Genomic DNA, 21,385 nt, shown 5'->3' on the forward strand with positions numbered 1-21,385 from the left:
GTCCCCTTTACTCGTGAACGATCTCGACATGGACGATCTCGTCGCCGGCACGCAGCTGCGAAATCACATCGAGACCCTCGACCGTGGTACCAAAGACGGTGTAACCGGAATCGAGGTTATGCTGGGCACCCAGGCAGAAGTAGAACTGCGAACCCGCGGAATCGGGGTCCATGGAGCGTGCCATGGCAAGGGCGCCATCGACATGGCTGTTGCGCGGATTGGTGGCAAACTCGCCCTTGATGCAGTAGCCGGGGCCACCGGTACCGGGCATACCGTCGGGGCCTTCAAGACCGGCAGCGACGTCGGCGCCGGACATGTCGCGGGTATTGGGGTCGCCGCCCTGGATAACAAAACCGGGCACATAGCGATGGAACTTAAGGCCATCATAGAAGCCCATCGTGGAAAGCTCGCAGAAGTTCGCGACATGAATGGGAGCGCCCTCGCCGTCAAACTTGACCTTGATGGTACCCTTCGACGTCTCGATTACGGCGCACTCGTCGCCGACAAGCTGATACTCGGGCGTGTAGAGCTCTTTCTTAAAACCAAACATGTGGTTCCTTCCTCGTGCGTTTAAAGCATATTTGTACGAATTGTAGCAATAAGCACGGGTTTACATCAATTGCGCACGTAGGTTATGCCGACTATGGCGAACTAATTTTAGGAACGCTGCTGCGGCTTCCAGGAACCCACATTGGCATCGTACTGGTTCAGCGCGCTGTTGCCGCCCTGCGCGATGGGCGCCAGGATCTCGCTTTGGTGGGAACTCATCGACTCGCCATCGGGAATGGCCAGCGAGATATCCCAGCTCTGGCAGATCACGTCGACGCGCTCATACATCCACTCGGCAAGCTGCTTTAAGTGGGCGATGTCGTCCGCATAGACCGTATCGTCCTGTACTTTCAGGTTGTTGAGCTCATCTTGCGTCTTTTTGATCTGGTCGCGCAGGGCGTAGGCACTCTGCGACAGCTCCTGACGGGTGGACAGCGGCGTTCGGAGATAACCGTTGTTAAAGGAATCGATGACCTCGCCGATCTGGTCCTCGTCAGCGTAGGACACGATGGTCTGATACAGACCGTCGAGCCTGGTATAGAGTTGATCATCGGTGAGCACGGTTTCTTCCTGGACCACCTCGGCAGAATCGTCCTGCTTGGTATCGTCCTCAGTGGCCTCGCCCTTTTGGCGCGTGGGGAAGGTCGTCTGCGCGGCCTGGCCAAACTGGTCGTAGAAGCCAGGCATGACACCCATGGGATCGGTCGTCACGAACCAATAGGCACCGCCGCACACGACGGCAAGGACCGCGATGACGATAAGCGGCTTGGGAATATGACGCTTGTGCTTGTGATAGGCATCCTCGTCGGGGTGCACTTTGCGCTTGGGTTTTTGAGCATCGTCATGCAGGGAAACGGGCGTGGGAATATCGACCTTGGGGATACCGAAATCCTTATCGAAAGCCGGCAGCACGCAGGTCTCATTGGGGTCGGCGGCGTCCGAAAGCACCGCAGCGGCAGAGGCCGGCGCATGCGGCACCTCGGTATCGATCTGCTCTTGCGTTAGGCGCGGAAAGCCCGCCGTGCGGCCCGCTGCCAGGTCGGATGCGGCCGCGTCCTCGGAGAGGATACCCGGAGCGGGGCGTCCGCATTTGGGGCACGTACGATCATGCGGAGAAAGACGGGCACCGCAGCCCTCACAGAACACGAACTCGGTGTGCTCCGGACCATCGCCCGGACCCACATAGGCGTTGCAGTAGGGGCAGAACGAGGCGCCGTCCTCGATAGTCTTAAGGCAATGCGGGCAGATCACGGCATCCTCTTTTCGAAGAAATTCAAACAATCGAGGTTAGAGCATAACATCGCCACGGCTCCACTGGAGCAAGGCACCAATTCAACATCGCAGGACAGTCTTTTGGGGGATGATCTTTTAATCCCCGTCCCAGAAGAATCATCCCTGAAGGCCGCGGACTACTTCTTTTTCTTGGGCATCGAGACTTTGATGCCTTGGGCGGACTTGGTTACGCGAGAGCGCTTGGCTCCGCTACCCTTCTTTTTCTTGGGCTGGGCCTGGGCCACGCCCTCGAGTGCGCGGGCCTCGGCCTCGCGAGCGGTGCGATCTTCGCGGCGCTGCGCCATGTCGGCGGCGACGCGCTTGGCAAAACGCTCGGCCGTCGAACCCGTCGAGCTCACCTTGCCGCCACCGCGACCCAGGTGGACGCGCACACCGCGGCCAAAACCAGTTGCGGCATGACGACGACGCGGCTTGAGCGAATCCATCATCGTGGCGAGCTTAAAGAACACCGAGCAGGTAAAGACCACGATGACAGCCAAGATTACCATCTGGCCCATCGACAGGTTGGCAATAGACAGCAGCTCCGGAAATCCGATAACGCCCACCAGGATGCCGGCGACTACAAACACAAAGAGCACCACACGTAAGGGCGTGAGAGGCTGCGAGATGCGCCAGATCAGGCTGACGCTCGCCGCGCACGACGTAAGCAGACACATCGTAGACAGCGTGAGCTGGCTAAAGCCAAACACGCGCGCCACAAAGATATCGAGCGCCGCAGCCAAAATGACCGCAATCGACGCCGGCAGTGCCCGCTTGAGCACGTTCGTCAAAAACGACCCCTTCACGCGAGCATTGTTGGGCTCCAGGCCCAACACAAAGCCCGGCGCGCCAATACAGAAGAAGTTAATGAGCGTCATCTGGATGGGCTCGAAGGGGTACGGCGGCAGCGCGATGCACAGCGCCGCCAGGCCCATCGAGAACAGCGTCTTGGTCAGGAACAGCGAGGCCGACCGCTGCAGGTTGTTGATGGAGCGACGGCCCTCGGCCACCACGGCGGGCATCGAGGCAAAGTCGTTGTCGACGAGTACGATCTCGGCCACGTTACGCGCGGCATCGGAGCCAGCCGCCATGGCGACGGAGCAGTCGGCCTCCTTGAGCGCCAGCACGTCGTTGACGCCGTCGCCCGTCATGGCCACGGTGTGCTGGCGGCGCTTGAGCGCCTGCACGAGCTCGCGCTTCTGCTGCGGGGTCACACGACCAAAGACATGGTAGCGGTCCACTGCGGCATCGAGCTTTGCCGGCGTATCGAGCGTCGTGGCGTCCACATAAGCGTCCGCCCCCGGCACGCCCACCACGCGCGCGATCGACGACACCGTACGCGGGTCGTCACCACTGATCACGTTGAGGGTCACGCCCTGCTCGTTAAAGTAGCCGATGGTCTCGGCCGCCGAGGTACGAATCTCGTCGCGGATGGTCACAAAGCCCACGGGCTCGGCCTCGCCCACCATATCGCCATCGGGCGTAAAGCCGTCCACGCGCGCCACCACGAGCACGCGGCAGGTATCGGCAAGCTCGGCGACACGGTTCTCGACCTGCGAAAACACACGCTCCGAAAGCACAAACTGCGCCGCACCCATCACATAGGAGCCCTGCGCAAAAGAAGCGCCGCTCCATTTTTTAGACGACGAGAACGGAATGACCGACAGCGGCTCAGACACCTCGACCGGGCGATCAGCGTAATAGTTGAGCAGCGCCTGGCAGGTCTCGTTGGCATCGGCCGAAGTCGCACGCGCCACGTTAGCCAGCGCAAAATCGAGCACTGTGGTATCGACGGGAACAGCCGCCTCCTCCGAGTCCACGCCAAAGCCAACACCCTCAACAGGCAGCGGGTAGGTGCCCTCGACCTCCATGCGGCCCGACGTGATGGTGCCCGTCTTGTCCAGGCACAGCACGTCGACGCGCGCGAGCGTCTCGATGCAGTAGAGCTGCTGCGCCAGCACCTTGCGGCGGGCCAGACGCACCGTGGCGATGGCGAGCACCGACGAGGTCAGCAGCACCAGGCCTTGCGGGATCATGCCCAACAGGGCGCCCACCGTGGACAGCAGCGCCGACGAAGGCACATGACCAGCCAACAGCTCGGAGAAGCACCACGAAAGCGCGCTATCGCCCGGGGTTCCCGCGGCATCCCACAGCTCACTCACACTCGAGGCAAACAACGCCAAACCGAGCGGGATCATGATGATGCTCGCAAAGCGCACGATGGCATTAAGCGCGTTCATGATCTCGGAATTGACCTTTTTGACGTACTTGGCCTCGTTATTAATTTTGGCCACGTAGTTGTCGGCGCCGACATGGATCACGCGGGCGCGCAGCAGGCCCGAGTCGATAAAGCTGCCGCTCATGAGCTCGGAACCGGGCTGTTTCTTAATAAGGTCGCTCTCGCCCGTCAGCAGGCTCTCGTTCACGAGTGCCTCGCCCGAAACCACCACGGCGTCAGCGGGAATCTGATCGCCGCGCCCCAGGCGGATGATGTCATCGAGCACGATCTGGTCCAAGTCGAGCTCCACCTCGGAGCCGTCGCGCACCGCGATGGCCTTCTTGGAGGTCAGCAGCGTAAGCTTATCGACCATCTTCTTGGAACGCATGGACTGAATGACGCCAATGGCGGTATTGAGGAACACCACGAACAGGAACGTCAGATTCTTAAACGAACCGGTCAAAATGACCAGGAACGCCAAGATCACGTTGATCAAATTGAACAGCGTGCAGAGGTTCTCGATGATGAGCTCTTTGACCGACTTGGTCTTGAGCTCCATGTTGCGGTTGATCTTACCGGCGGCGATGCGCTCCTCGACCTCGGCGGTCGAGAGTCCGCGCTCGATATCCGTTGCTGCCATACCACGTCCCATCACGTCGCGTCGGTATAAGAAAAACCGCCCGGACCATGCGAGGTTCGGACGGTCTTACGTTCGATGGTGCCCCATGTTGGATTCGAACCAACGGCCTTCTGCTCCGGAGGCAGACGCTCTAATCCCCTGAGCTAATAGGGCCAACGTTTGGCATTATACCCAAGTGCACCACGGGCTATCAAAATAAAAGAAAAAGCTTTGCAATTCCGAGGAAGACGCGGTGCAACGGCCCACTTTAGAAGGCAAAAGCAAGTCAGATAGTATAAACTCTCATGCACCATATATACACGGCTCGCAATGCGGGCCGTTTTTGCAAGGACTATCCATCGAGGTGAGAGGCACACCATGATTGCAATTTTAAAGCAGAGCGCCAGCGACGAGGCCGTCAGCCACATCGTCAGCTGGATCGAGAAAAAGGGACTCAAGACCGACGTCTCGCGCGGCGAGAACGAGACCATCATCGGCCTGGTGGGCGACACGACCAAGATCGACCCGTTCCTGCTCGAGTCCATGGACGTCGTCGAGCGTGTGCAGCGCGTCTCCGAGCCGTTCAAGCGCGCCAACCGCAAGTTCCACCCCGAGGACTCCGTCATCGACTGCGGCTACGGCGTACATGTAGGCGGCGACCAGTTCCAGGTCATCGCCGGCCCGTGCTCCGTCGAGGGCGAGAACCTCATCCGCATCGCCCGCCGCGTGAAGGCCGCCGGCGCCACGATGCTGCGCGGCGGCGCCTACAAGCCCCGCACGTCCCCGTACGCCTACCAGGGCATGGGCCCCGCCGGCCTGGACCTGCTGTGCGAGGCATCCGCCGAGCTCGGCATGCCGATCGTCACCGAGATCATGGACCCGCGCGACGTGCAGGTCTTCCTGGACAAGAAGATCGACGTCATGCAGATTGGCGCCCGCAACGCCCAGAACTTCCCTCTGCTCAAAGAGGTCGGCAAGACCAAGACCCCGGTCCTGCTCAAGCGCGGCATGTCCGGCACGATCGATGAGCTGCTCATGGCCGCCGAGTACATCATGAGCGAGGGCAACGACAACGTCATCCTGTGCGAGCGCGGCATCCGCACCTTCGAGACCCGCACTCGCAACACATTCGACCTCAACGCCGTGCCGGTGCTGCACCACCTGTCGCACCTGCCCGTCGTCGCCGACCCCAGCCACGCCACCGGCTACACCCGCTACGTTGAGCCCATGGCGCTTGCCGCGACCGCCTGCGGCGCCAACGGCCTGGAGATCGAGGTCCACGACGAGCCGAGCCGCGCCTGGTCCGACGGCGCTCAGGCCCTCACCCCCGACCAGTTCGACGACACCATGCGCCGCATCCGCGCCATCCGCGAGGTCGTCTGCCAAGAGACCATGGAGTAGCCCATGGGTACAGTGAGAAACGCGCGCGTTAACCAGGGCGGCCCCAAGTGCGCCGGCATCGTCGGCCTGGGCCTCATCGGCGGCAGCTTTGCCCGCGGCTATGCGCAGGCGGGCGTCCGCGTGCTGGCCTGGGACCCCGATGACGATGTCATGACGGCCGCCAGCATGGGCACTGTCGCCGGAGAGCTTAACGACAAGACGCTCGGCGAATGCGACATCATCGTCCTTGCCTGCTATCCCGAGGCATGCATCGAGTGGCTCGAGGCGCACGCCCAGGCGCTCGCCGACGCCACCGACACCGAGGCCATCATGGGCCCCGTGGTGATCGACACGGTGGGCGTCAAGGGCATCGTGTGCGAGCGCGCCTTTGAGCTTGCCCGCGAGCACGGCTTTTACTTTGTGGGCGCGCACCCCATGGCGGGCACGCAGTACTCGGGCTATGCGCACTCCCGCGCCGACCTGTTCCAGGGCGCCCCGCTCGTGCTCGTACCGCCCGCGGTGGACGATGCGCTCAAACTGGAGCTTTTGGGCCAGGTGCGCGAGATGGTACGCCCCTTGGGCTTTGGCAAGTTCAGCGTGACCAGCGCCGCCGAGCACGACCGCGTCATCGCCTTTACGAGCCAGCTCGCGCACGTCGTCTCCAACGCCTATGTTAAGAGCCCGACCGCTCAGGTCCACCACGGCTTTTCGGCCGGCAGCTACCGCGACCTCACCCGCGTGGCGCACCTCAATCCGCAAATGTGGTCCGAGCTCATGATCGACGACGCCGACGCGCTCGCCTTCGAGATCGACCATCTGATCGAATCGCTTGGCGCCTACAGCCGCGCGCTCAAGGACCGCGACCAGCGCTATCTGGAGAATCTCCTTGCCGAGGGCGACCGCATTAAGCGCGCACTCGACGACGAGGCCTCCCACTAGACAACCCATCACGCCAGGTCGAAAGGACCGAAGCTTATGGCGATTACCATCGATATCGACACTGCACGCCCCTACCAGGTGCATGTTGGCACGTTTTTGCTGGAGCAGGCGGGGCCGCTCGTGCGCGCCACCGCCGGCGGCACCAAGGCCGTCATCGTGACGGACACCAACGTGGGCCCGCTCTACCAGATGCCCGTTAAGCAGAGCCTGGAGGCGTCAGGCTACGAGGTGAGCATCTGCACCTTCGAGGCCGGCGAGGCCCATAAGCGCGCTGAGACCTACGTTGCCATTTTGGAGTTTGTGGCCGAGCACGAGCTTTCGCGCTCCGACGTGATCGTGGCACTCGGCGGCGGCGTCGTGGGCGACGTGGCGGGCTTTGTGGCCGCCACCTACATGCGCGGCTGCAAGTTTGTGCAGATCCCCACGAGCCTGCTCGCCATGGTGGATTCGTCGGTGGGCGGCAAGACCGCCATAGACCTGGCTGCCGGCAAGAACCTGGCCGGCGCCTTTTGGCAGCCGAGCGTGGTTATTGCCGACGTGGGGTGCCTGGCCACCCTCACGCCCGAGCAGTTCGCCGACGGCTGCGGCGAGGTCGTCAAGCACGCCGTGATCGCCGACCCGGAGCTTTTCGCCGAGCTGGAGAAGACCCCGCTCACGCTGGAGCTGCTCAACCGCGATGTGGCCCGCGTAGCGCTCATCATCGCCCGCAATATCGACATCAAGCGCGCCGTGGTCGTCGCCGACGAGCGCGAAACCAACCAGCGTAAGCTCCTCAACTTTGGACACAGCGCCGGACACGCCGTCGAGGCCTGCGAGCACTTTGAGCTGGGACACGGCAACTGCGTGTCGATCGGCATGGGCATCATCACGCGCGCCGCGGCCCTGCACGGCGCTTGCGATGCTGCACTGCCCGGTCGTATTGAGGAGCTCTGCGCCCGCCATGGCCTCAAGACCCGCTGCGACCTAGATGCCGATACCGTCTTTGCCGAGGCGCTCCACGACAAGAAGCGCGCGGGCGACACCATCGACCTGGTGATTCCGCACGGCATTGGCCGCTGCAGCATCGACCGCACACCGCTTTCCACTTTCCACGAACTCATTGCCGAGGGCCTCGGCCAGAAGGGAGACGCATCCGCATGCTAGCCCGCATCACCCCGTCCCCGCTCAAGGGCACCGTTCCCGCCATCGCGTCCAAGTCGATGGCGCATCGCCTGATCATCTGCGCTGCGCTTGCCAACGGCGAGACACACGTCACCTGCAATACCACCTGCGCCGACATCGAGGCCACGGTGCGTTGCCTTACGGCCCTGGGTGCTCGCATCGAGACCGTCGAGGACGGCTTCCAGGTCCACCCCACCATGAAGAGTGTTGAGTTTGGCCTGCTCAAGGCCCTTGCCGGCGGCACGCTTGACTGCGGTGAAAGCGGCTCCACGCTCCGCTTTATGCTGCCTGTCGCCTGCGCGCTGGGTGCAGAAGCAACTTTTGTGGGTCAGGGGCGCTTGGGCGCCCGCCCGCTCTCCCCGCTCTCGGACGAGATCATCGCCGCCGGCTGCGACCTACAGGGTCTGGGCGGTTTTCCGCTCAAGACGAGCGGCCGCATGCGCCCGGGCACCTTTGTGCTTCCGGGCAACGTGAGCTCGCAGTATATCTCCGGCCTTCTGCTGGCAGCCCCGCTGCTGGCCCAGCCCTCCTGCGTGCAGGTAACCGGCCTCATTGAGAGCCGTCCCTACATCAACCTGACGATCCAGGCCATGAAGGCCTTTGGCGTCGAGGTCAACGTCGAGCGTATTCCGGCCAAGGACGGCCAGCCCGAGGTCACGAACTTCCGCGTGAGCAGCGGCTCGTACCGCACGCCCGGCAGCGTAGCCGTCGAGGGCGACTGGTCCAACGCTGCCTTTTGGCTGTGCGCCGGTGCCATCGGCACCGACCCAATCACCGTCGAGGGCGTGTCGCTAAGCTCCGCACAGGGCGACCGTAACGTGCTTGCCGCGCTTTCGCGCTTTGGCGCCCGCATCGTGCGCTCCACCAACGCCGCCACCGTGCAGTCCGACAAGCTCGCCGGCTTTGAGATGAGTGCCCACGACATTCCGGACCTGGTGCCCGTCATCTCGGCCGTGGCCTCACTGGCACAGGGCCGCACCTTTATCCGCGATTGCGCCCGTCTGCGCATCAAGGAATCCGACCGCCTGGTCACCACCACCCGCGAGCTCACCGCGCTGGGCGCGCAGGTGCGCATTGCCGGCGATGACCTCATCATCAAGGGTGTCGATGCCTTCACCGGCGGCGAAGTCGATTCGCACAACGACCATCGCATCGCCATGATGGCCGCGATCGCCGCGAGCCGCGCCACCGGCGAGGTCGTGATCCACGGCGCCGAGGCCGTCAACAAGTCCTATCCCGATTTCTTCGACCACTACCGCCTGCTGGGCGGCAAGGTCACACTCGAGGAGGAATAGCATGTCCTCGACCTTTGGCAACGTCTTGCACTTAAGCATCTTCGGCCAGTCGCACTCCCCCGCCATCGGCTGCTCCCTCGATGGCATTCCGGCGGGCATCGCTGTTGACCAGGGGCGGCTGCAGGCCTTCCTTGACCGTCGTGCCCCCGGTCGCGACGAGACCGCGACCAAACGCCGCGAGGCCGACGCCGCCCACATCATCGCCGGTGTGGTCGATGGACATACCACCGGCGCGCCCATCGCCGCGATTATCGAGAACACCAACACGCGCTCCAAGGATTACTCCGAGCTGCGCCGCAAGCCCCGCCCCGGACATGCGGACTTCCCTGCGCGCGTGAAGTATCACAACATGCACGATGTCGCCGGTGGCGGGCACTTCTCCGGCCGCCTAACGGCACCCCTGTGCATCGCCGGCGGCATTGCGCTGCAGGCACTCGAGGCCCGCGGCATTAAAGTAATGGCGCACGTCGCGCAGATCGGCGGTATCTCCGACCTGCCGATGGACGATATGGTCTATCGCGAGGCCGACCGCAAAGCGATCCAAACGAACGATCTTCCTTGCATTGACGCCGCCGCAGCCGGCCGCATGCGCGAGGAGATCCTAGCCGCACGCGACGAACTCGACAGCATCGGCGGCATCGTGGAGTGCGGCATTTATGGGCTTCCCGCGGGCATCGGCGACCCCATGTTCGACGGCATCGAGAACCGCATCGCGCAGATCGCGTTTGGCATTCCCGCCGTAAAGGGCGTGGAGTTTGGCATGGGCTTTGCCGTGGCCGCCATGCGCGGCAGCGAGAACAATGATCCGTATCGCATCGATGCCGAGACCGGCGAGATCGAGGTCGAGTCCAACAACGCCGGCGGCATCCTGGGCGGTATTTCGACCGGCGCGCCCGTCATGTGGCGCATGGCCGTAAAGCCGACGCCCTCCATTGGCCGCGAGCAGCAGACGGTGGACATGGACGCTATGGAAAATGCCGAGCTCTCGGTCCACGGCCGCCACGATCCCTGCATCGTCCCCCGAGCTGTCCCCGTAGCCGAGGCAGCCGCCGCCCTTGCCATCTGGGACGCCCTCCTCGAAGACGCCGCCCAGCGCTAACTACCCACCCCTCAACATCCCCCGACACGTGAAAGGGGTCTCCATGGACCTTGCTGACATCCGCCAGGCCATCGATGCCATCGACACCACGCTCCTCAACAGCTTTGTCGAGCGCATGGACATTGCCACCGAGGTCGCCAAGTCAAAAATCGAGATGGGCAAGGCCGTCTTCGACCCCGCCCGTGAGCGCTCCAAGCTCAACAACCTCGCCAGCCGCGCGCCCGAGCGCTACGAGGCGCAGACCATCACCCTGTTCCGTCTCCTCATGAGCATGAGCAAGGCCGAGCAGCAGCGCTATATCAACGAGCTCAAGGGCATCACGGTCTCGCAAAGGGCACACGCCACGGCCGAGGCCTTCGATACGCCCTTCCCCCAGACGGCCACCGTCGCCTGCCAGGGTGTTGAGGGCGCTTACAGTCAAATCGCCGCGTGCAAACTCTTCGACGTGCCCGACATCGCGTTCTTCGAGACCTTCGAGGGCGTCATGCGCGCCGTGCGCGACGGCTTCTGCGAGTTTGGCGTGCTGCCCATCGAGAACTCCACCGCCGGCTCGGTTAACGCCGTCTACGACCTGCTCGCCCAGTTCGACTTCCATATCGTGCGCTCACTGCGCCTCAAAATCGACCACAACTTGCTCGTCAAGCCCGGCGCCAAGCTTGCGGACGTGCACGAGGTCTACAGCCACGGCCAGGCCATTGCCCAATGCGCCGGCTTTATCGAGGCGCACGACCTGCACGCCACCAAGTACCCCAACACGGCCATGTCGGCCGAGATGGTCGCCAGCTCCGAACGCACCGATGTTGCCGCGATCGCATCGCGCAGCTGCGCCGCACTCTACGGCCTGGAGGTACTGGAGCCCAACATCCAGGACTCGGACAACAACTACACGCGCTTTGTCGTCATCAGCCGCGAGCCACGCGTCTACCCCGGCGCCAACCGCACCTCGCTCATGATTACCACGGCCAACGAGCCGGGCGCACTCTATCGCGTACTCGAGCGCTTCTACGCGCTCAATATCAACCTCATCAAGCTCGAGAGCCGCCCCATCCCCGGGCACGACTTTGAGTTTATGTTCTACTTTGACCTGGACTGCCCCTTTGGCAGCAAGACCCTCGATGACCTGCTCGATTCCATCGACGACGTGTGCGAGAGCTTCACCTACTTTGGCAGTTACACGGAGGTGCTCTAGATGACCGATGTCGCCGCAACCCGCCCCTACGGAGTGCTGGGCCTCGTGCTGGGCCACAGCTACACCCCGACCATCTACAAGGAGCTCGCGGGGCTCGAGTACGTACGATTTGAGCGCGAGCCCGAGGACCTCCAGGCTTTTATGACGGGTGACGAATGGGAGGGCACCAACGTGACCATCCCCTACAAGCGCGCCGTCATGGAATACCTGGACGAGCTGAGTCCACTCGCCGAGCGTATGGGAAACGTCAACACCATCACGCGCCTGCCCGACGGCCGCCTGCGCGGCGACAACACCGACTACTTTGGCTTCCAATGCCTGGTCGAGGAGCTGGGCGTCGAGGTTGCCGGCAAGAAGGCCCTCGTGCTCGGTGCCACCGGTGGCGCCGGCACCACTGCCAGCATGGTGCTCGGCGACCTGGGCGCCATCGTCGTGCCGGTCGGCCGCACGAGCGAAGTCAACTACGACAACATCGCGCAGCAGTCCGACGCCGCACTGCTCGTCAACTGCACGCCCGCCGGCATGTTCCCCCACTGTCCCGATGCCCCCTGCACGCTCGAGGGGCTCGATGCGCTCGAGGGCGTCATCGACATTGTCTACAACCCTGCACGCACGGGCCTGATGCTCGAGGCCGAGCGCCGCGGCATCCCCTGCATCGGCGGCCTGCTCATGCTCGTGGCCCAGGCGGCGCAAGCCGTTGAGCGCTACACCGGCCAGGTCACTCCGCGTGAGCGCATTCTGGACGTAACGGAGCGCCTGTCACGCCGCGAACAGAACATCGCGCTGATCGGTATGCCGGGCTCGGGCAAGACCCGCGTGGGCGAGCAGATTGCCCTGCTCACGGGGCGAGAGCACATCGACCTGGACCGCGCCCTCGAGGAGCGCCTGGGCATGCCCTGCGCCGACTTTATCGTCGAGCGCGGCGAGGCGGCCTTCCGCGAGCAGGAGACGGCGGCGCTGACCGGCATCTCCAAGCGCAGCGGCCTGGTGCTTTCCACGGGCGGCGGCGTGGTCACGCGCGACGAGAACTACCCGCTACTGCACCAGAACAGCCAGATCGTGATGCTCAACCGTAAGCTCGACGAACTCGCCCACAAGGGTCGCCCCATCACCGCCCGCGATGGCATCGACAAGCTGGCCGAGCAGCGCATGCCGCGCTACCGCGCCTGGGCCGACTACCTCATCGACTCGCGCGATTGCGCCGCCAACACCGCCCAAGCCCTCCTCGACACCCTCCCACCCGCTCTCTAGCCAAAACCACCACAAAGGGGACAGGCACCTATGTGGCGGTTTCTCGACTGCAAAGGAAGCAAACATGAAAGCACTCGTCATCAACGGCCCCAACCTCAACATGCTCGGCATTCGCGAGCCGGGTATCTACGGCAGCGACAACTACGACCGCCTGGTCCAGATCTGCCAGGAGGCGGGCGCCGCGCAGGGCTTTGACGAGGTCGAGGTCTTCCAGTCCAACCACGAGGGCAGCATCGTCGACAAGATCCAGGAGGCCTACGGCAAGGTCGACGGCATCGTCATCAACCCGGCGGCATACACGCATACGAGCGTGGCGATCCTCGACGCCCTCAAGGCCGTCGCCATCCCTGCCGTCGAGGTACACATCAGCGCCGTAGAGACACGCGAGGACTTCCGCCAGGTGAGCTATGCACGCCTGGCCTGCTTCGCCACCATCACCGGCGAAGGCCTGCAGGGCTACGCACATGCGCTAGAGCTGTTGAAAGAGCATCTGGAAAAGTAAAATGCCAACCCCAACAAACAGCAGCGGCTTGCTCGCGCTCGGCTTCAGCAGCATACAAGATGAAAAAAGCCCAGACCACCAAGCGGTCCGGGCTTAATAAACGATGGTGCTCCATGGCGGATTCGAACCGTCGACCTTGGGATTAGAAGTCCCCTGCTCTATCCAACTGAGCTAATGGAGCAAATAACCGCACGCCCAAGCAAGCGCAAGCCTGTCAGGCGCAGATAATTATAACCTAGTTGAACTGCTCGCGGTACGCCTTGCAGACCTCATCGACCGGGCCATCCATGCGAAGGTCACCCTTCTCAATCCAAACGGCACGCTGGCAGATGCGCTCAACCTGCTCCATGGAGTGCGAAACGAACAGAACCGTCACGTCGCCGCTCTGGATAAAGTGCTGGATGCGGGCCTCGCACTTCTGCTGGAAGAACACATCACCGACGGACAGCGTCTCGTCAACGATCAGAATATCGGGCTCGGTAATCGTCGCGATTGCAAAGGCAATACGCGCAACCATGCCCGAGGAGAAGTTCTTAAGCGGCATGTCGACAAAGTTCTGAAGCTCAGCGAACTCGATAATGCCGTCAAAGTTGGCGTCGATGAACTCCTTGGTATAGCCGAGCAGGGCGCCGTTCAGATAGATGTTCTCGCGGGCGGTCAGCTCGGGATCAAAGCCGGCACCAAGCTCAATCAGCGGCGCGATGTTACCGTGCACCTTAACGCTGCCCTCGCTTGGCTCAAGCACGCCAGCGATAATCTTGAGCATCGTAGACTTGCCGGAGCCATTGGTGCCAACCAGACCCACGACCTCGCCACGATGAATATCAAACGAAATATGCTTAAGCGCCCTAAACTCCTCAAAGAACAACTCGTGCTTGGCGAGCTTGATGAAGTACTCCTTGAGGTTGGTCAGCGACTCAGACGCCATGTTAAAGATCATGGTGACGTCGTCGACCTCGACAGCCAGAGGCTGCTCGCTGTAATCAACAACAGATTCAGTCATCACAGCACTCCTTAGATGTAGAGGATGAACTTGCGCTCGGACTTATGGAACACGGTATAGCCAATAACAAGCGCAAGGACCGCCCAAGCAGCGCACATACCAAACGTCATAAGCGAGGGCGTAGTTTGGAACAGAAAGATATCGCGCATAAACTGCAGGTAGTTGTACATGGGGTTCGCATACATCAAGATACGCACGAGATGCGGCATTTGCGCAATATAGTCAGTCGTCCAGAAGATGGGCGTAATATAAGTCCACGCCGTAATGACTACGCTCCACAGATGCATAACGTCGCGGAAAAAGACCGTAAGGGCAGAGAGCATCATGCCCAGGCCCATGCAGAAGCACATAAGCAGCAGCAGGCAAACCGGCAGCAGAATCAGGTGCCAAGAAGGCATAACGCGGAACCACAGCATGACGATGGCGACGGCGACCAGCGAGAAGGCAAAGTTCACCAGCGAGAAAAGCACTTTCTGCACCGGGAAGACCCAGCGGTGCACCTTAACCTTCTTGAGCAGAGGGGCAGCACCCACGATCGACGTTAGGGCCTGGTTCGTGGACTCGGACATGACGGCAAAGGTAACGTTACCCACGATCAAGTACAGCGGGTACATCTCGGGCGTCATTGATCCATTGCGGCCCTGGCCAAAAATCGTCGAGAACACGATGGCCATGACGATCATCATCAGCAGCGGGTTGAGAACCGACCATGCGACGCCCAGAACGCTACGGCGATACTTGATCTTAAAATCCTTGGTAACCAGCTGACGAAGGATAAACGCGTCCTTCTCAAATTCGTTCTTAGCAAACGTCGCAGGCAGACTGCGAGTTTCTTGTTGCTTTGTCTGATCCGACACGGATGCAACTCCTTTACTCGTAATCGTTGACAAACGAACAGTATAGACCCGACGGCCATGCAAACGATTCGCGCAACAAAACTGGAGAACTAACCCACATCTTAGGATGCCAAGCCCAAACGGCTATACTTTCAAGGATTGAAAGTATAAGGAGCATTGAGTGAATTCTGAATCCATCGCCGTCATCATCCCTTGCTACAACGAAGCCCTCACGATCGGCAAAGTCATCGACGACTTTCACCGCGAGCTTCCGCAAGCGACGGTCTATGTCTATGACAACAACTCGTCGGACGATACTTCACGCATCGCCACCGAGCACGGCGCCACGGTCCGCTTTGAGCCCCGTCAGGGAAAGGGCAACGTGTGCCGCCAGATGTTTCGCGATATCGACGCCGATTGCTACCTGATGGTCGACGGCGACGACACCTATCCCGCCGAGGCTGCCAAAGCCCTCTGCGAGCCCATCCTTAACGGCACGGCCGACATGACCGTAGGCGACCGCCTTTCCAACGGCACCTACGCCGAGGAGAACAAGCGTGCCTTCCACGGCTTTGGCAACAATCTGGTCCGCGCCATGATCAAGTGGATCTATGGCTACAGCTTCGATGACGTCATGACCGGCTACCGCGCCATGAGCCGCCCGTTCGTCAAAACCTTCCCCGTGCTTTCCGAGGGCTTCCAGATCGAAACCGAGCTCTCGATCCACGCCGTCGACCACCGCTGGCGCATCAAAGATGTGCCCATCGAGTACCGCGACCGTCCGGAAGGCTCCGAGTCCAAGCTCAATACCGTGAGCGACGGCATTAAAGTCGTCGCGATGATCGGCACGCTGTTCAAGGACTACCGCCCGCTGAAGTTCTTCAGCCTCGTCGCGCTTCTGTTTGCGGTGATCGGCCTCGCCCTGGGCATGCCCATCGTTGTCGAGTATTTCCAGACCGGCCTCGTTCCGCGCTTCCCCACCGCCATGCTCGCCGCGTCGTTTATGTTCCTGTGCGGCCTGAGCCTTGCAACCGGATTCATCCTGGATTCTGTAGCAAAGGTCGAAAAAAAGCAGTGGGAGGTCAACGTATATAGCAAGTACGCCTACGACGACCAGCCCGGCCACCCTACTTCCAAGCCAAGCGAGAGGTAAACCACCATGCCGCTCATCTCCATCGTCGTACCGAGTTACAACGAGCAGGAATCACTTCCGATCTTTCTCAAAGAGCTCGATGGCGTCGTTCGCATCATGACCCGGCAAGACCCCGGCATCTCCTTTGAAGCCGTCCTCATCGACGATGGCTCGGCAGACAAAACGCTCGCCGTCATGAAGGCGGAAGCCGCGGCGGCGCATCCATACGCCATCCGCTGGCACTCTTTCTCGCGCAACTTTGGCAAGGAGGCGGCACTACTCGCCGGACTCCAGCACGCAAAAGGCGACTATGTCGCCACCATGGATGCCGACATGCAGGACCCGCCCTCGCTCCTGCCGCAGATGTACGAGATCTTGCAGACCGAAGACTACGACAACGTCGCAACGCGCAGGACCACCCGCAAAGGCGAACCTCCCATCAGGTCGTTCTGTGCCCGTATGTTCTACAAGATCATCAACCGCATTTCCAAGGCCGACATCGTCGACGGAGCACGCGATTTTAGGCTCATGAAGCGGCCTATGGTCAACGCCATCATCTCCATGGGCGAATACAACCGATTCTCCAAGGGCATTTACGGCTGGGTCGGCTTCAAGACCAAATGGCTCCCCTACGTAAACGTCAACCGCGTGGCCGGCGAGACCAAATGGAGCTTTTGGTCGCTGCTCCTTTATTCCATCGACGGTATCGTCGCGTTTTCCACGGCACCGCTCTCCCTCGCCGCCCTCACGGGTATCGTCTTCTGCCTCATCGCTATTCTGGGATTCGTCGTCATCCTAGTAAAGACGCTTGTCTGGGGCGACCCCGTCGGCGGATGGCCGTCGCTCGCCTGCCTCATAACGCTGTTTGGCGGCATGCAGCTTCTGTGCCTGGGAATCATAGGTGAATACTTGGCAAAAGCCTACTTGGAAACCAAGCGACGTCCCATCTATATCATTCGAGAATCCAACGAGGAATCTGATGACACGGCCCAATAACAGCACGCTCAAGAATGTGGCGTTCTACGCCGCCTGCTTCGCATTTTCCGTCGCACTCTTTGTCGCACTTGCAGTGGCAGGGCATGTCTACCCCTTTGGCGACAACTCGTTTCTCACCAACGATCTCAAATACCAATACATCGACTTCTTTGCTTGGTTCCGGCGCGTCCTTTTAGGCGAGGCAAGCCTTCGCTATTCCTTCTCGCAAGGACTCGGCATGAACACATGGGGGCTCTATAGCTACTACCTCGCCAGCCCCTTCAACCTGCTCTGCGCGCTGTTTCCCGCAGACAAGCTAACGCTCTTCGTGTTTGTTATCTCCGCGCTCAAACTGGGCTGCATCCACATCAGCAGCGCTTGGTATGTGCAAAAGCGCTTTGACCTACCCAAGCCCGCAGCATTCCTGCTTTCCCTCTCGTTCACGTTTTGCAGCTGGACCATCAGCAACCTACGCAACCCGCTCTGGATCGATTGCCTCATCCTGCTGCCCATCTGCGCCTACGGATGCTACGAGCTCATCCGCAAGCAGCGCATGATCCGCCTCGTCATCGCAACGGCGCTCAATGTCATGTTCTGCTGGTATACGGCCTACATCAGCATCCTGTTCCTCTGCATCTTCGTATTGGTCGAATTTGTCGATTATGTTGCAGAAGAAGGTTTTAGCTGGAAGCTCATGCTCGATCGGGCCCTGCGATTCGCCGGGGCTATCGCGCTCGGACTGCTTCTGTCCGCCTGGACCTTTTTGCCGACCATCCTTGCCATGTCCAAGGGCGGTCCCGTTCTAGCACTCGGCCCCCTACTTAAAACCAGCCTCAAGTCGCTCATCAGGGGCTTTCTTCCCTGCATGTGGGTAAGCAACGAAAGCACACCGCAGTTCTATTGCGGCATCGTCATGATGCTGCTTGCGGTGAGCCTGCTGGTTAACCGCACGGTTTCGATCAAGACGCGCATCGCAACACTCGTCGTCACGATAATCCTGGTCGCAAGCTCCGTTTTGAGCCCGCTCGAGTACATCTGGTGCGGCATGCGCGTTCCCAACGGCTTCTACTCGCGCACGGCTTTTTTGCTGAGCTTCTTTGCGCTGTGGGCCGCAGGACACGCGCTGCATGCGCTCAAAAACCAGCCTAAATTGCGTCAAGCCTATCGCCCCGTCGTCATCATGCCCCTCCTGGCACTAACCGCCATTGAGTTGTTTGCCAACGCCCATGTTATGTGGAACCAGCTGTACACAGGCTATTCCGAAAAAGCCAACAGCGCCTATGTCGCCACCGCAACCGACACTATCACGACCATTCAAGACCAGACTTCGGCGTCGTTCTATCGCATTGACCGCACGACCACACGCGTCGACAGCGCCGCCCTCAACGAAGGCCTGGCGCTTGGGTACAACCAGTTGTCTTCGTATTCGTCTGCCAACAACCCGCAGGCCATCGCACTGCTCAACTCCCTTGGATACAGCAGCGTCGGCGAATTCTCGACCCGTTATGCCGAGCCCATTCTTGCCGTTGATGCCCTGTTGGGAGTCAAGTACGCCATCGCCGAGCACGCGCCTTCGGGATACGCGGCAATGACTGAAATAGCCGATACAGCAAGTGCGGTGTACGAGAACCCCTATGCGCTCAGCGTTGGTGTCATGACATCCAATGACATTCAAAACTGCACGTTGAAGGGCGAGAACCCCTTCGAAAAGCAAAACGACCTCTACAGCAAAATCCTGGGCCGCGAGGTAATGCTCTATACCAAAATCGAGGCCAAAAACACGGAGGATGACGAGAACTTAAGGCAGTGGAACGCCACCGTGCCGTCGGGTTCCATCGGGTATCTCTACATCAACAAAGATGCGACCGCCGGCAGTTATTGGCCCGTCACCCTTACCATCGACCAGCGAACGATCGGAAACGAGGCCTGGAGATTCGACAATAATATCCGCCAGATTGCGGATGCATCGGACTCCCCGAGCCAGCATACGGTGTCAATCGGAGTCGCAGAGGGCTATACAGACATGCCCCAAGACAATGAGCCGGTCTTTTACGCCCTCAATCTGGACGTTTTCGAGCAGATTATTAACGAGCTTAAGATGAGCGAATTTGTTCCGACGGTTTTTGAGGACGGAAGGATCGAAGGCGAGTATACCGCCAAGGATGACGGCAACCTGCTGCTGAGCGTTCCGTACGATGAGGGCTGGAACGTAACGGTAAACGGAGCCGCCGCAGAACTAACGCCCGCCGCCGATAAGGGCTTGTCATCCCTGAACATGCAGAAAGGCGCGAATAAGATCGTGATGACCTACAAGACTCCGGGCGCCCTTGCGGGGCTTGCAGTGAGTCTGGCGACCGCCGCCGCCCTTGTTGCAGCGGGGCTATTCACCAGGCATAAGAAAAGCCGCCGTTAACAAGCGGCGGCTTTTACGCTCGAAAAGTTAATAGTGGCTAGAGCGTCTTGAGGTACTCCCTCAGCTCTTCTTCCCAGTCGGGCATGTGGAAGCCGGCGGCCTCAAGCTTGGACAGGTCGAGCGCGGAGTGGACCGGGCGCGGGGCGATGGGGCCCTCGGCCTTGGCGTAGTAGTCGGCGGTCGGTACCGGCACGACCTTCTCCCCGTTGCCGTTGGCTGCCTCGAAGACGGCGCGGGCGATGTCCGCCCAGGACTTGACCGCGCCGGAGCCGGTGCAGTTATAGGTCCCGTAGGGGGCGTGCGCCCCCAGCACGTGGAAGATGGCCTCCGCCATGTCGCGCGTGAAGGTCAGGCGTCCCAACTGGTCGTCAACGACCGTGACATGCGTGAGCTTATCCTCGGGGTCGGCCACGCGGTCGGACAGCGCCTTCATGGTCTTGACGAAGTTGTGTCCCTCGCCGATGACCCAGGAGCTGCGCATGATGTAGTGGCGCGGGCAGCCGGCCACGGCGATGTCGCCGGCGGCCTTGGTCTGGCCGTAGACGGACAGCGGGCTGAGGGGCTCCTCCTCCGTGTGGACCTCGGCCGTGCCGTCGAAGACGTAGTCGGAGGACACGTGGACGAGCGTGATGCCGTGCCCGGCGCAGGTGCGGGCGAGAAGGGCGGGGCCGGTCGCGTTGGCCTTCCAGGCGACAACGCGGCCCTCGGGGGTCTCCGCCTTATCCACGGCCGTGTAGGCGCCGCAGTTGATGACGGTGCCGTAGAGCGACCAGTCGTACTGCGAATAGGCCTCCGGGTCGGACATGTCGAAGGTGTCGATGTCGCAGAAGTCGAAGTCCTTGGCGACGCCGCGCTCCTCGGCGAGCTTGCGGACCGCGCGGCCCAGCTGGCCGTTGCAGCCGGTGACGAGGGTCCTCTTGGGCGCCATGGGGACGACGTCCTTGAGCATCGGGTGGTTGAGGTCGGCCTCGGAGACGGTGGCCTGGTCCAGCGGGATCGGCCACTCGATGGCGAGCTCGGGGTCGGCGAGGTTCACGAAGGTGTAGGTCCTCTTGAGCTCCAGCGACCAGTGGGCGTCCACCAGGTAGGTGTAGGCGGTGCCGTCCTCGAGCGCCTGGAAGGAGTTGCCCACGCCGCGCGGGACGTAGATGGCCTTCGACGGGTCCAGGGTGCAGGTGAACACCTTGCCGAATGTCTCGCTGCCCTCGCGCAGGTCGACCCATGCGCCGAAGACCGAGCCGCGGGCCACGGAGATGAACTTGTCCCAGGGCTCCGCGTGGATGCCGCGGGTGACGCCGCGGCTGTCGTTGTAGGAGATGTTGTTCTGGACGACCTTGAGATCGGGGATGCCGAGCGCGCACATCTTGGCGCGCTGCCAGTTCTCCTTGAACCAGCCGCGCGAGTCGCCGTGGACGGCCAGGTCGACGACCTTGAGGCCCTCGATGCCGGTCTCCGCGACCTTCAGGTCCTTCTCGAATTCGATGTCAGCCATGTGGTTAATTCCAATCGTGTTGCGGGCGCCCCTCGCGGTGCCGCAGGATCATCCCCATGC

The 21,385-nt window shown here is 61.3% G+C and carries 17 protein-coding genes and 2 tRNA genes; 11 read left to right on the top strand and 8 right to left on the bottom strand.

Annotation, left to right across the window (positions count from 1 at the left end):
• Positions 1–7: 7 nt before the first annotated feature.
• From DWV20_RS05205 to DWV20_RS05220, 4 genes are all read right to left on the bottom strand, one after another.
• Positions 8–550, bottom strand: coding sequence for a peptidylprolyl isomerase (locus DWV20_RS05205; protein ID WP_055249980.1), 543 nt, complete (start codon positions 548–550; stop codon positions 8–10).
• Positions 551–657: 107 nt separating this feature from the next.
• Positions 658–1,800, bottom strand: coding sequence for a zinc ribbon domain-containing protein (locus DWV20_RS05210; RefSeq protein ID WP_158566318.1), 1,143 nt, complete (start codon positions 1,798–1,800; stop codon positions 658–660).
• 158 nt (positions 1,801–1,958) lie between these two features.
• Positions 1,959–4,679, bottom strand: coding sequence for an HAD-IC family P-type ATPase (locus DWV20_RS05215; protein WP_118256530.1), 2,721 nt, complete (start codon positions 4,677–4,679; stop codon positions 1,959–1,961).
• Between the two features lie 76 nt (positions 4,680–4,755).
• A tRNA-Arg gene (locus DWV20_RS05220) sits at positions 4,756–4,832 on the bottom strand.
• 204 nt (positions 4,833–5,036) lie between these two features.
• On the opposite strand from DWV20_RS05220, the gene aroF reads away from it, so the two are divergent.
• The 8 genes from aroF to aroQ all read left to right on the top strand — a co-directional run bounded on the left by aroF (position 5,037) and on the right by aroQ (position 13,474).
• Positions 5,037–6,059: a 3-deoxy-7-phosphoheptulonate synthase gene (gene aroF / locus DWV20_RS05225; RefSeq protein WP_117583252.1), complete on the top strand. Its 1,023-nt coding sequence runs from the start codon at positions 5,037–5,039 to the stop codon at positions 6,057–6,059.
• A 3-nt stretch (positions 6,060–6,062) separates the two neighbouring features.
• Entirely contained in the window at positions 6,063–6,977 is a 915-nt protein-coding gene (locus DWV20_RS05230; RefSeq protein ID WP_117564237.1) for a prephenate dehydrogenase/arogenate dehydrogenase family protein, read from the top strand.
• 36 nt (positions 6,978–7,013) lie between these two features.
• Positions 7,014–8,120, top strand: coding sequence for a 3-dehydroquinate synthase (gene aroB, locus DWV20_RS05235; protein WP_118256531.1), 1,107 nt, complete (start codon positions 7,014–7,016; stop codon positions 8,118–8,120).
• Positions 8,114–9,433 carry a 3-phosphoshikimate 1-carboxyvinyltransferase gene (gene aroA / locus DWV20_RS05240; RefSeq protein WP_118256532.1) on the top strand — a complete coding sequence of 440 codons (1,320 nt, stop codon included), beginning with the start codon at positions 8,114–8,116 and terminating at the stop codon, positions 9,431–9,433. The genes aroB and aroA overlap by 7 nt, the downstream gene beginning before the upstream one ends.
• A 1-nt stretch (position 9,434) precedes the next feature.
• Positions 9,435–10,532, top strand: a complete 1,098-nt coding sequence (gene aroC / locus DWV20_RS05245; RefSeq protein WP_117654844.1) for a chorismate synthase — start codon at positions 9,435–9,437, stop codon at positions 10,530–10,532.
• A gap of 43 nt (positions 10,533–10,575) precedes the next feature.
• On the top strand, positions 10,576–11,721 hold the full coding sequence (pheA, locus tag DWV20_RS05250; protein WP_118256533.1) for a prephenate dehydratase: 1,146 nt from the start codon (positions 10,576–10,578) through the stop codon (positions 11,719–11,721).
• Entirely contained in the window at positions 11,722–12,972 is a 1,251-nt protein-coding gene (locus DWV20_RS05255; protein ID WP_118256534.1) for a shikimate kinase, read from the top strand. It abuts the gene before it with no gap.
• A gap of 64 nt (positions 12,973–13,036) precedes the next feature.
• Positions 13,037–13,474 carry a type II 3-dehydroquinate dehydratase gene (gene aroQ / locus DWV20_RS05260; protein ID WP_022094776.1) on the top strand — a complete coding sequence of 146 codons (438 nt, stop codon included), beginning with the start codon at positions 13,037–13,039 and terminating at the stop codon, positions 13,472–13,474.
• Between the two features lie 104 nt (positions 13,475–13,578).
• Here the strand turns inward: aroQ and DWV20_RS05265 are convergent.
• From DWV20_RS05265 to DWV20_RS05275, 3 genes are all read right to left on the bottom strand, one after another.
• A tRNA-Arg gene (locus DWV20_RS05265) sits at positions 13,579–13,655 on the bottom strand.
• Positions 13,656–13,709: 54 nt separating this feature from the next.
• Positions 13,710–14,477 carry an ABC transporter ATP-binding protein gene (locus tag DWV20_RS05270; protein ID WP_006236046.1) on the bottom strand — a complete coding sequence of 256 codons (768 nt, stop codon included), beginning with the start codon at positions 14,475–14,477 and terminating at the stop codon, positions 13,710–13,712.
• A gap of 11 nt (positions 14,478–14,488) precedes the next feature.
• On the bottom strand, positions 14,489–15,334 hold the full coding sequence (locus tag DWV20_RS05275; protein ID WP_231501564.1) for an ABC transporter permease: 846 nt from the start codon (positions 15,332–15,334) through the stop codon (positions 14,489–14,491).
• Positions 15,335–15,494: 160 nt separating this feature from the next.
• Here DWV20_RS05275 and DWV20_RS05280 point away from each other — a divergent pair, with 160 nt between their 5' ends.
• Genes DWV20_RS05280 through DWV20_RS05290 form a run of 3 tightly spaced genes read left to right on the top strand, consistent with a single transcriptional unit; the run spans position 15,495 to position 19,833 of the window.
• Complete coding sequence (locus tag DWV20_RS05280; RefSeq protein ID WP_117759319.1) at positions 15,495–16,466, top strand: glycosyltransferase family 2 protein; 972 nt, start codon at positions 15,495–15,497, stop codon at positions 16,464–16,466.
• A gap of 6 nt (positions 16,467–16,472) precedes the next feature.
• Positions 16,473–17,441, top strand: a complete 969-nt coding sequence (locus DWV20_RS05285; RefSeq protein ID WP_117759321.1) for a glycosyltransferase family 2 protein — start codon at positions 16,473–16,475, stop codon at positions 17,439–17,441.
• Complete coding sequence (locus DWV20_RS05290; RefSeq protein WP_118256535.1) at positions 17,425–19,833, top strand: YfhO family protein; 2,409 nt, start codon at positions 17,425–17,427, stop codon at positions 19,831–19,833. Before DWV20_RS05285 ends, DWV20_RS05290 begins: the two co-directional genes overlap by 17 nt.
• 37 nt (positions 19,834–19,870) lie before the next feature.
• Here DWV20_RS05290 and DWV20_RS05295 read toward each other — a convergent pair whose 3' ends face one another.
• On the bottom strand, positions 19,871–21,325 hold the full coding sequence (locus DWV20_RS05295; protein WP_118256536.1) for a sugar nucleotide-binding protein: 1,455 nt from the start codon (positions 21,323–21,325) through the stop codon (positions 19,871–19,873).
• Between the last annotated feature and the right edge of the window lie 60 nt (positions 21,326–21,385).

The sequence above is a fragment of the Collinsella sp. AF02-46-1 genome, assembly GCF_003465825.1.
Classification (GTDB): domain Bacteria; phylum Actinomycetota; class Coriobacteriia; order Coriobacteriales; family Coriobacteriaceae; genus Collinsella.

Excerpts from the sequence above, each read along its gene's own strand:
- DWV20_RS05205 (WP_055249980.1), bottom strand. The coding sequence starts at position 550 with ATGTTTGGTTTTAAGAAAGAGCTCTACACGCCCGAGTATCAGCTTGTC.
- DWV20_RS05215 (WP_118256530.1), bottom strand. The coding sequence starts at position 4,679 with ATGGCAGCAACGGATATCGAGCGCGGACTCTCGACCGCCGAGGTCGAG.
- aroF (WP_117583252.1), top strand. The coding sequence starts at position 5,037 with ATGATTGCAATTTTAAAGCAGAGCGCCAGCGACGAGGCCGTCAGCCAC.
- DWV20_RS05230 (WP_117564237.1), top strand. The coding sequence starts at position 6,063 with ATGGGTACAGTGAGAAACGCGCGCGTTAACCAGGGCGGCCCCAAGTGC.
- aroB (WP_118256531.1), top strand. The coding sequence starts at position 7,014 with ATGGCGATTACCATCGATATCGACACTGCACGCCCCTACCAGGTGCAT.
- aroA (WP_118256532.1), top strand. The coding sequence starts at position 8,114 with ATGCTAGCCCGCATCACCCCGTCCCCGCTCAAGGGCACCGTTCCCGCC.
- aroC (WP_117654844.1), top strand. The coding sequence starts at position 9,435 with ATGTCCTCGACCTTTGGCAACGTCTTGCACTTAAGCATCTTCGGCCAG.
- pheA (WP_118256533.1), top strand. The coding sequence starts at position 10,576 with ATGGACCTTGCTGACATCCGCCAGGCCATCGATGCCATCGACACCACG.
- DWV20_RS05255 (WP_118256534.1), top strand. The coding sequence starts at position 11,722 with ATGACCGATGTCGCCGCAACCCGCCCCTACGGAGTGCTGGGCCTCGTG.
- aroQ (WP_022094776.1), top strand. The coding sequence starts at position 13,037 with ATGAAAGCACTCGTCATCAACGGCCCCAACCTCAACATGCTCGGCATT.
- DWV20_RS05270 (WP_006236046.1), bottom strand. The coding sequence starts at position 14,477 with ATGACTGAATCTGTTGTTGATTACAGCGAGCAGCCTCTGGCTGTCGAG.
- DWV20_RS05285 (WP_117759321.1), top strand. The coding sequence starts at position 16,473 with ATGCCGCTCATCTCCATCGTCGTACCGAGTTACAACGAGCAGGAATCA.
- DWV20_RS05290 (WP_118256535.1), top strand. The coding sequence starts at position 17,425 with ATGACACGGCCCAATAACAGCACGCTCAAGAATGTGGCGTTCTACGCC.
- DWV20_RS05295 (WP_118256536.1), bottom strand. The coding sequence starts at position 21,325 with ATGGCTGACATCGAATTCGAGAAGGACCTGAAGGTCGCGGAGACCGGC.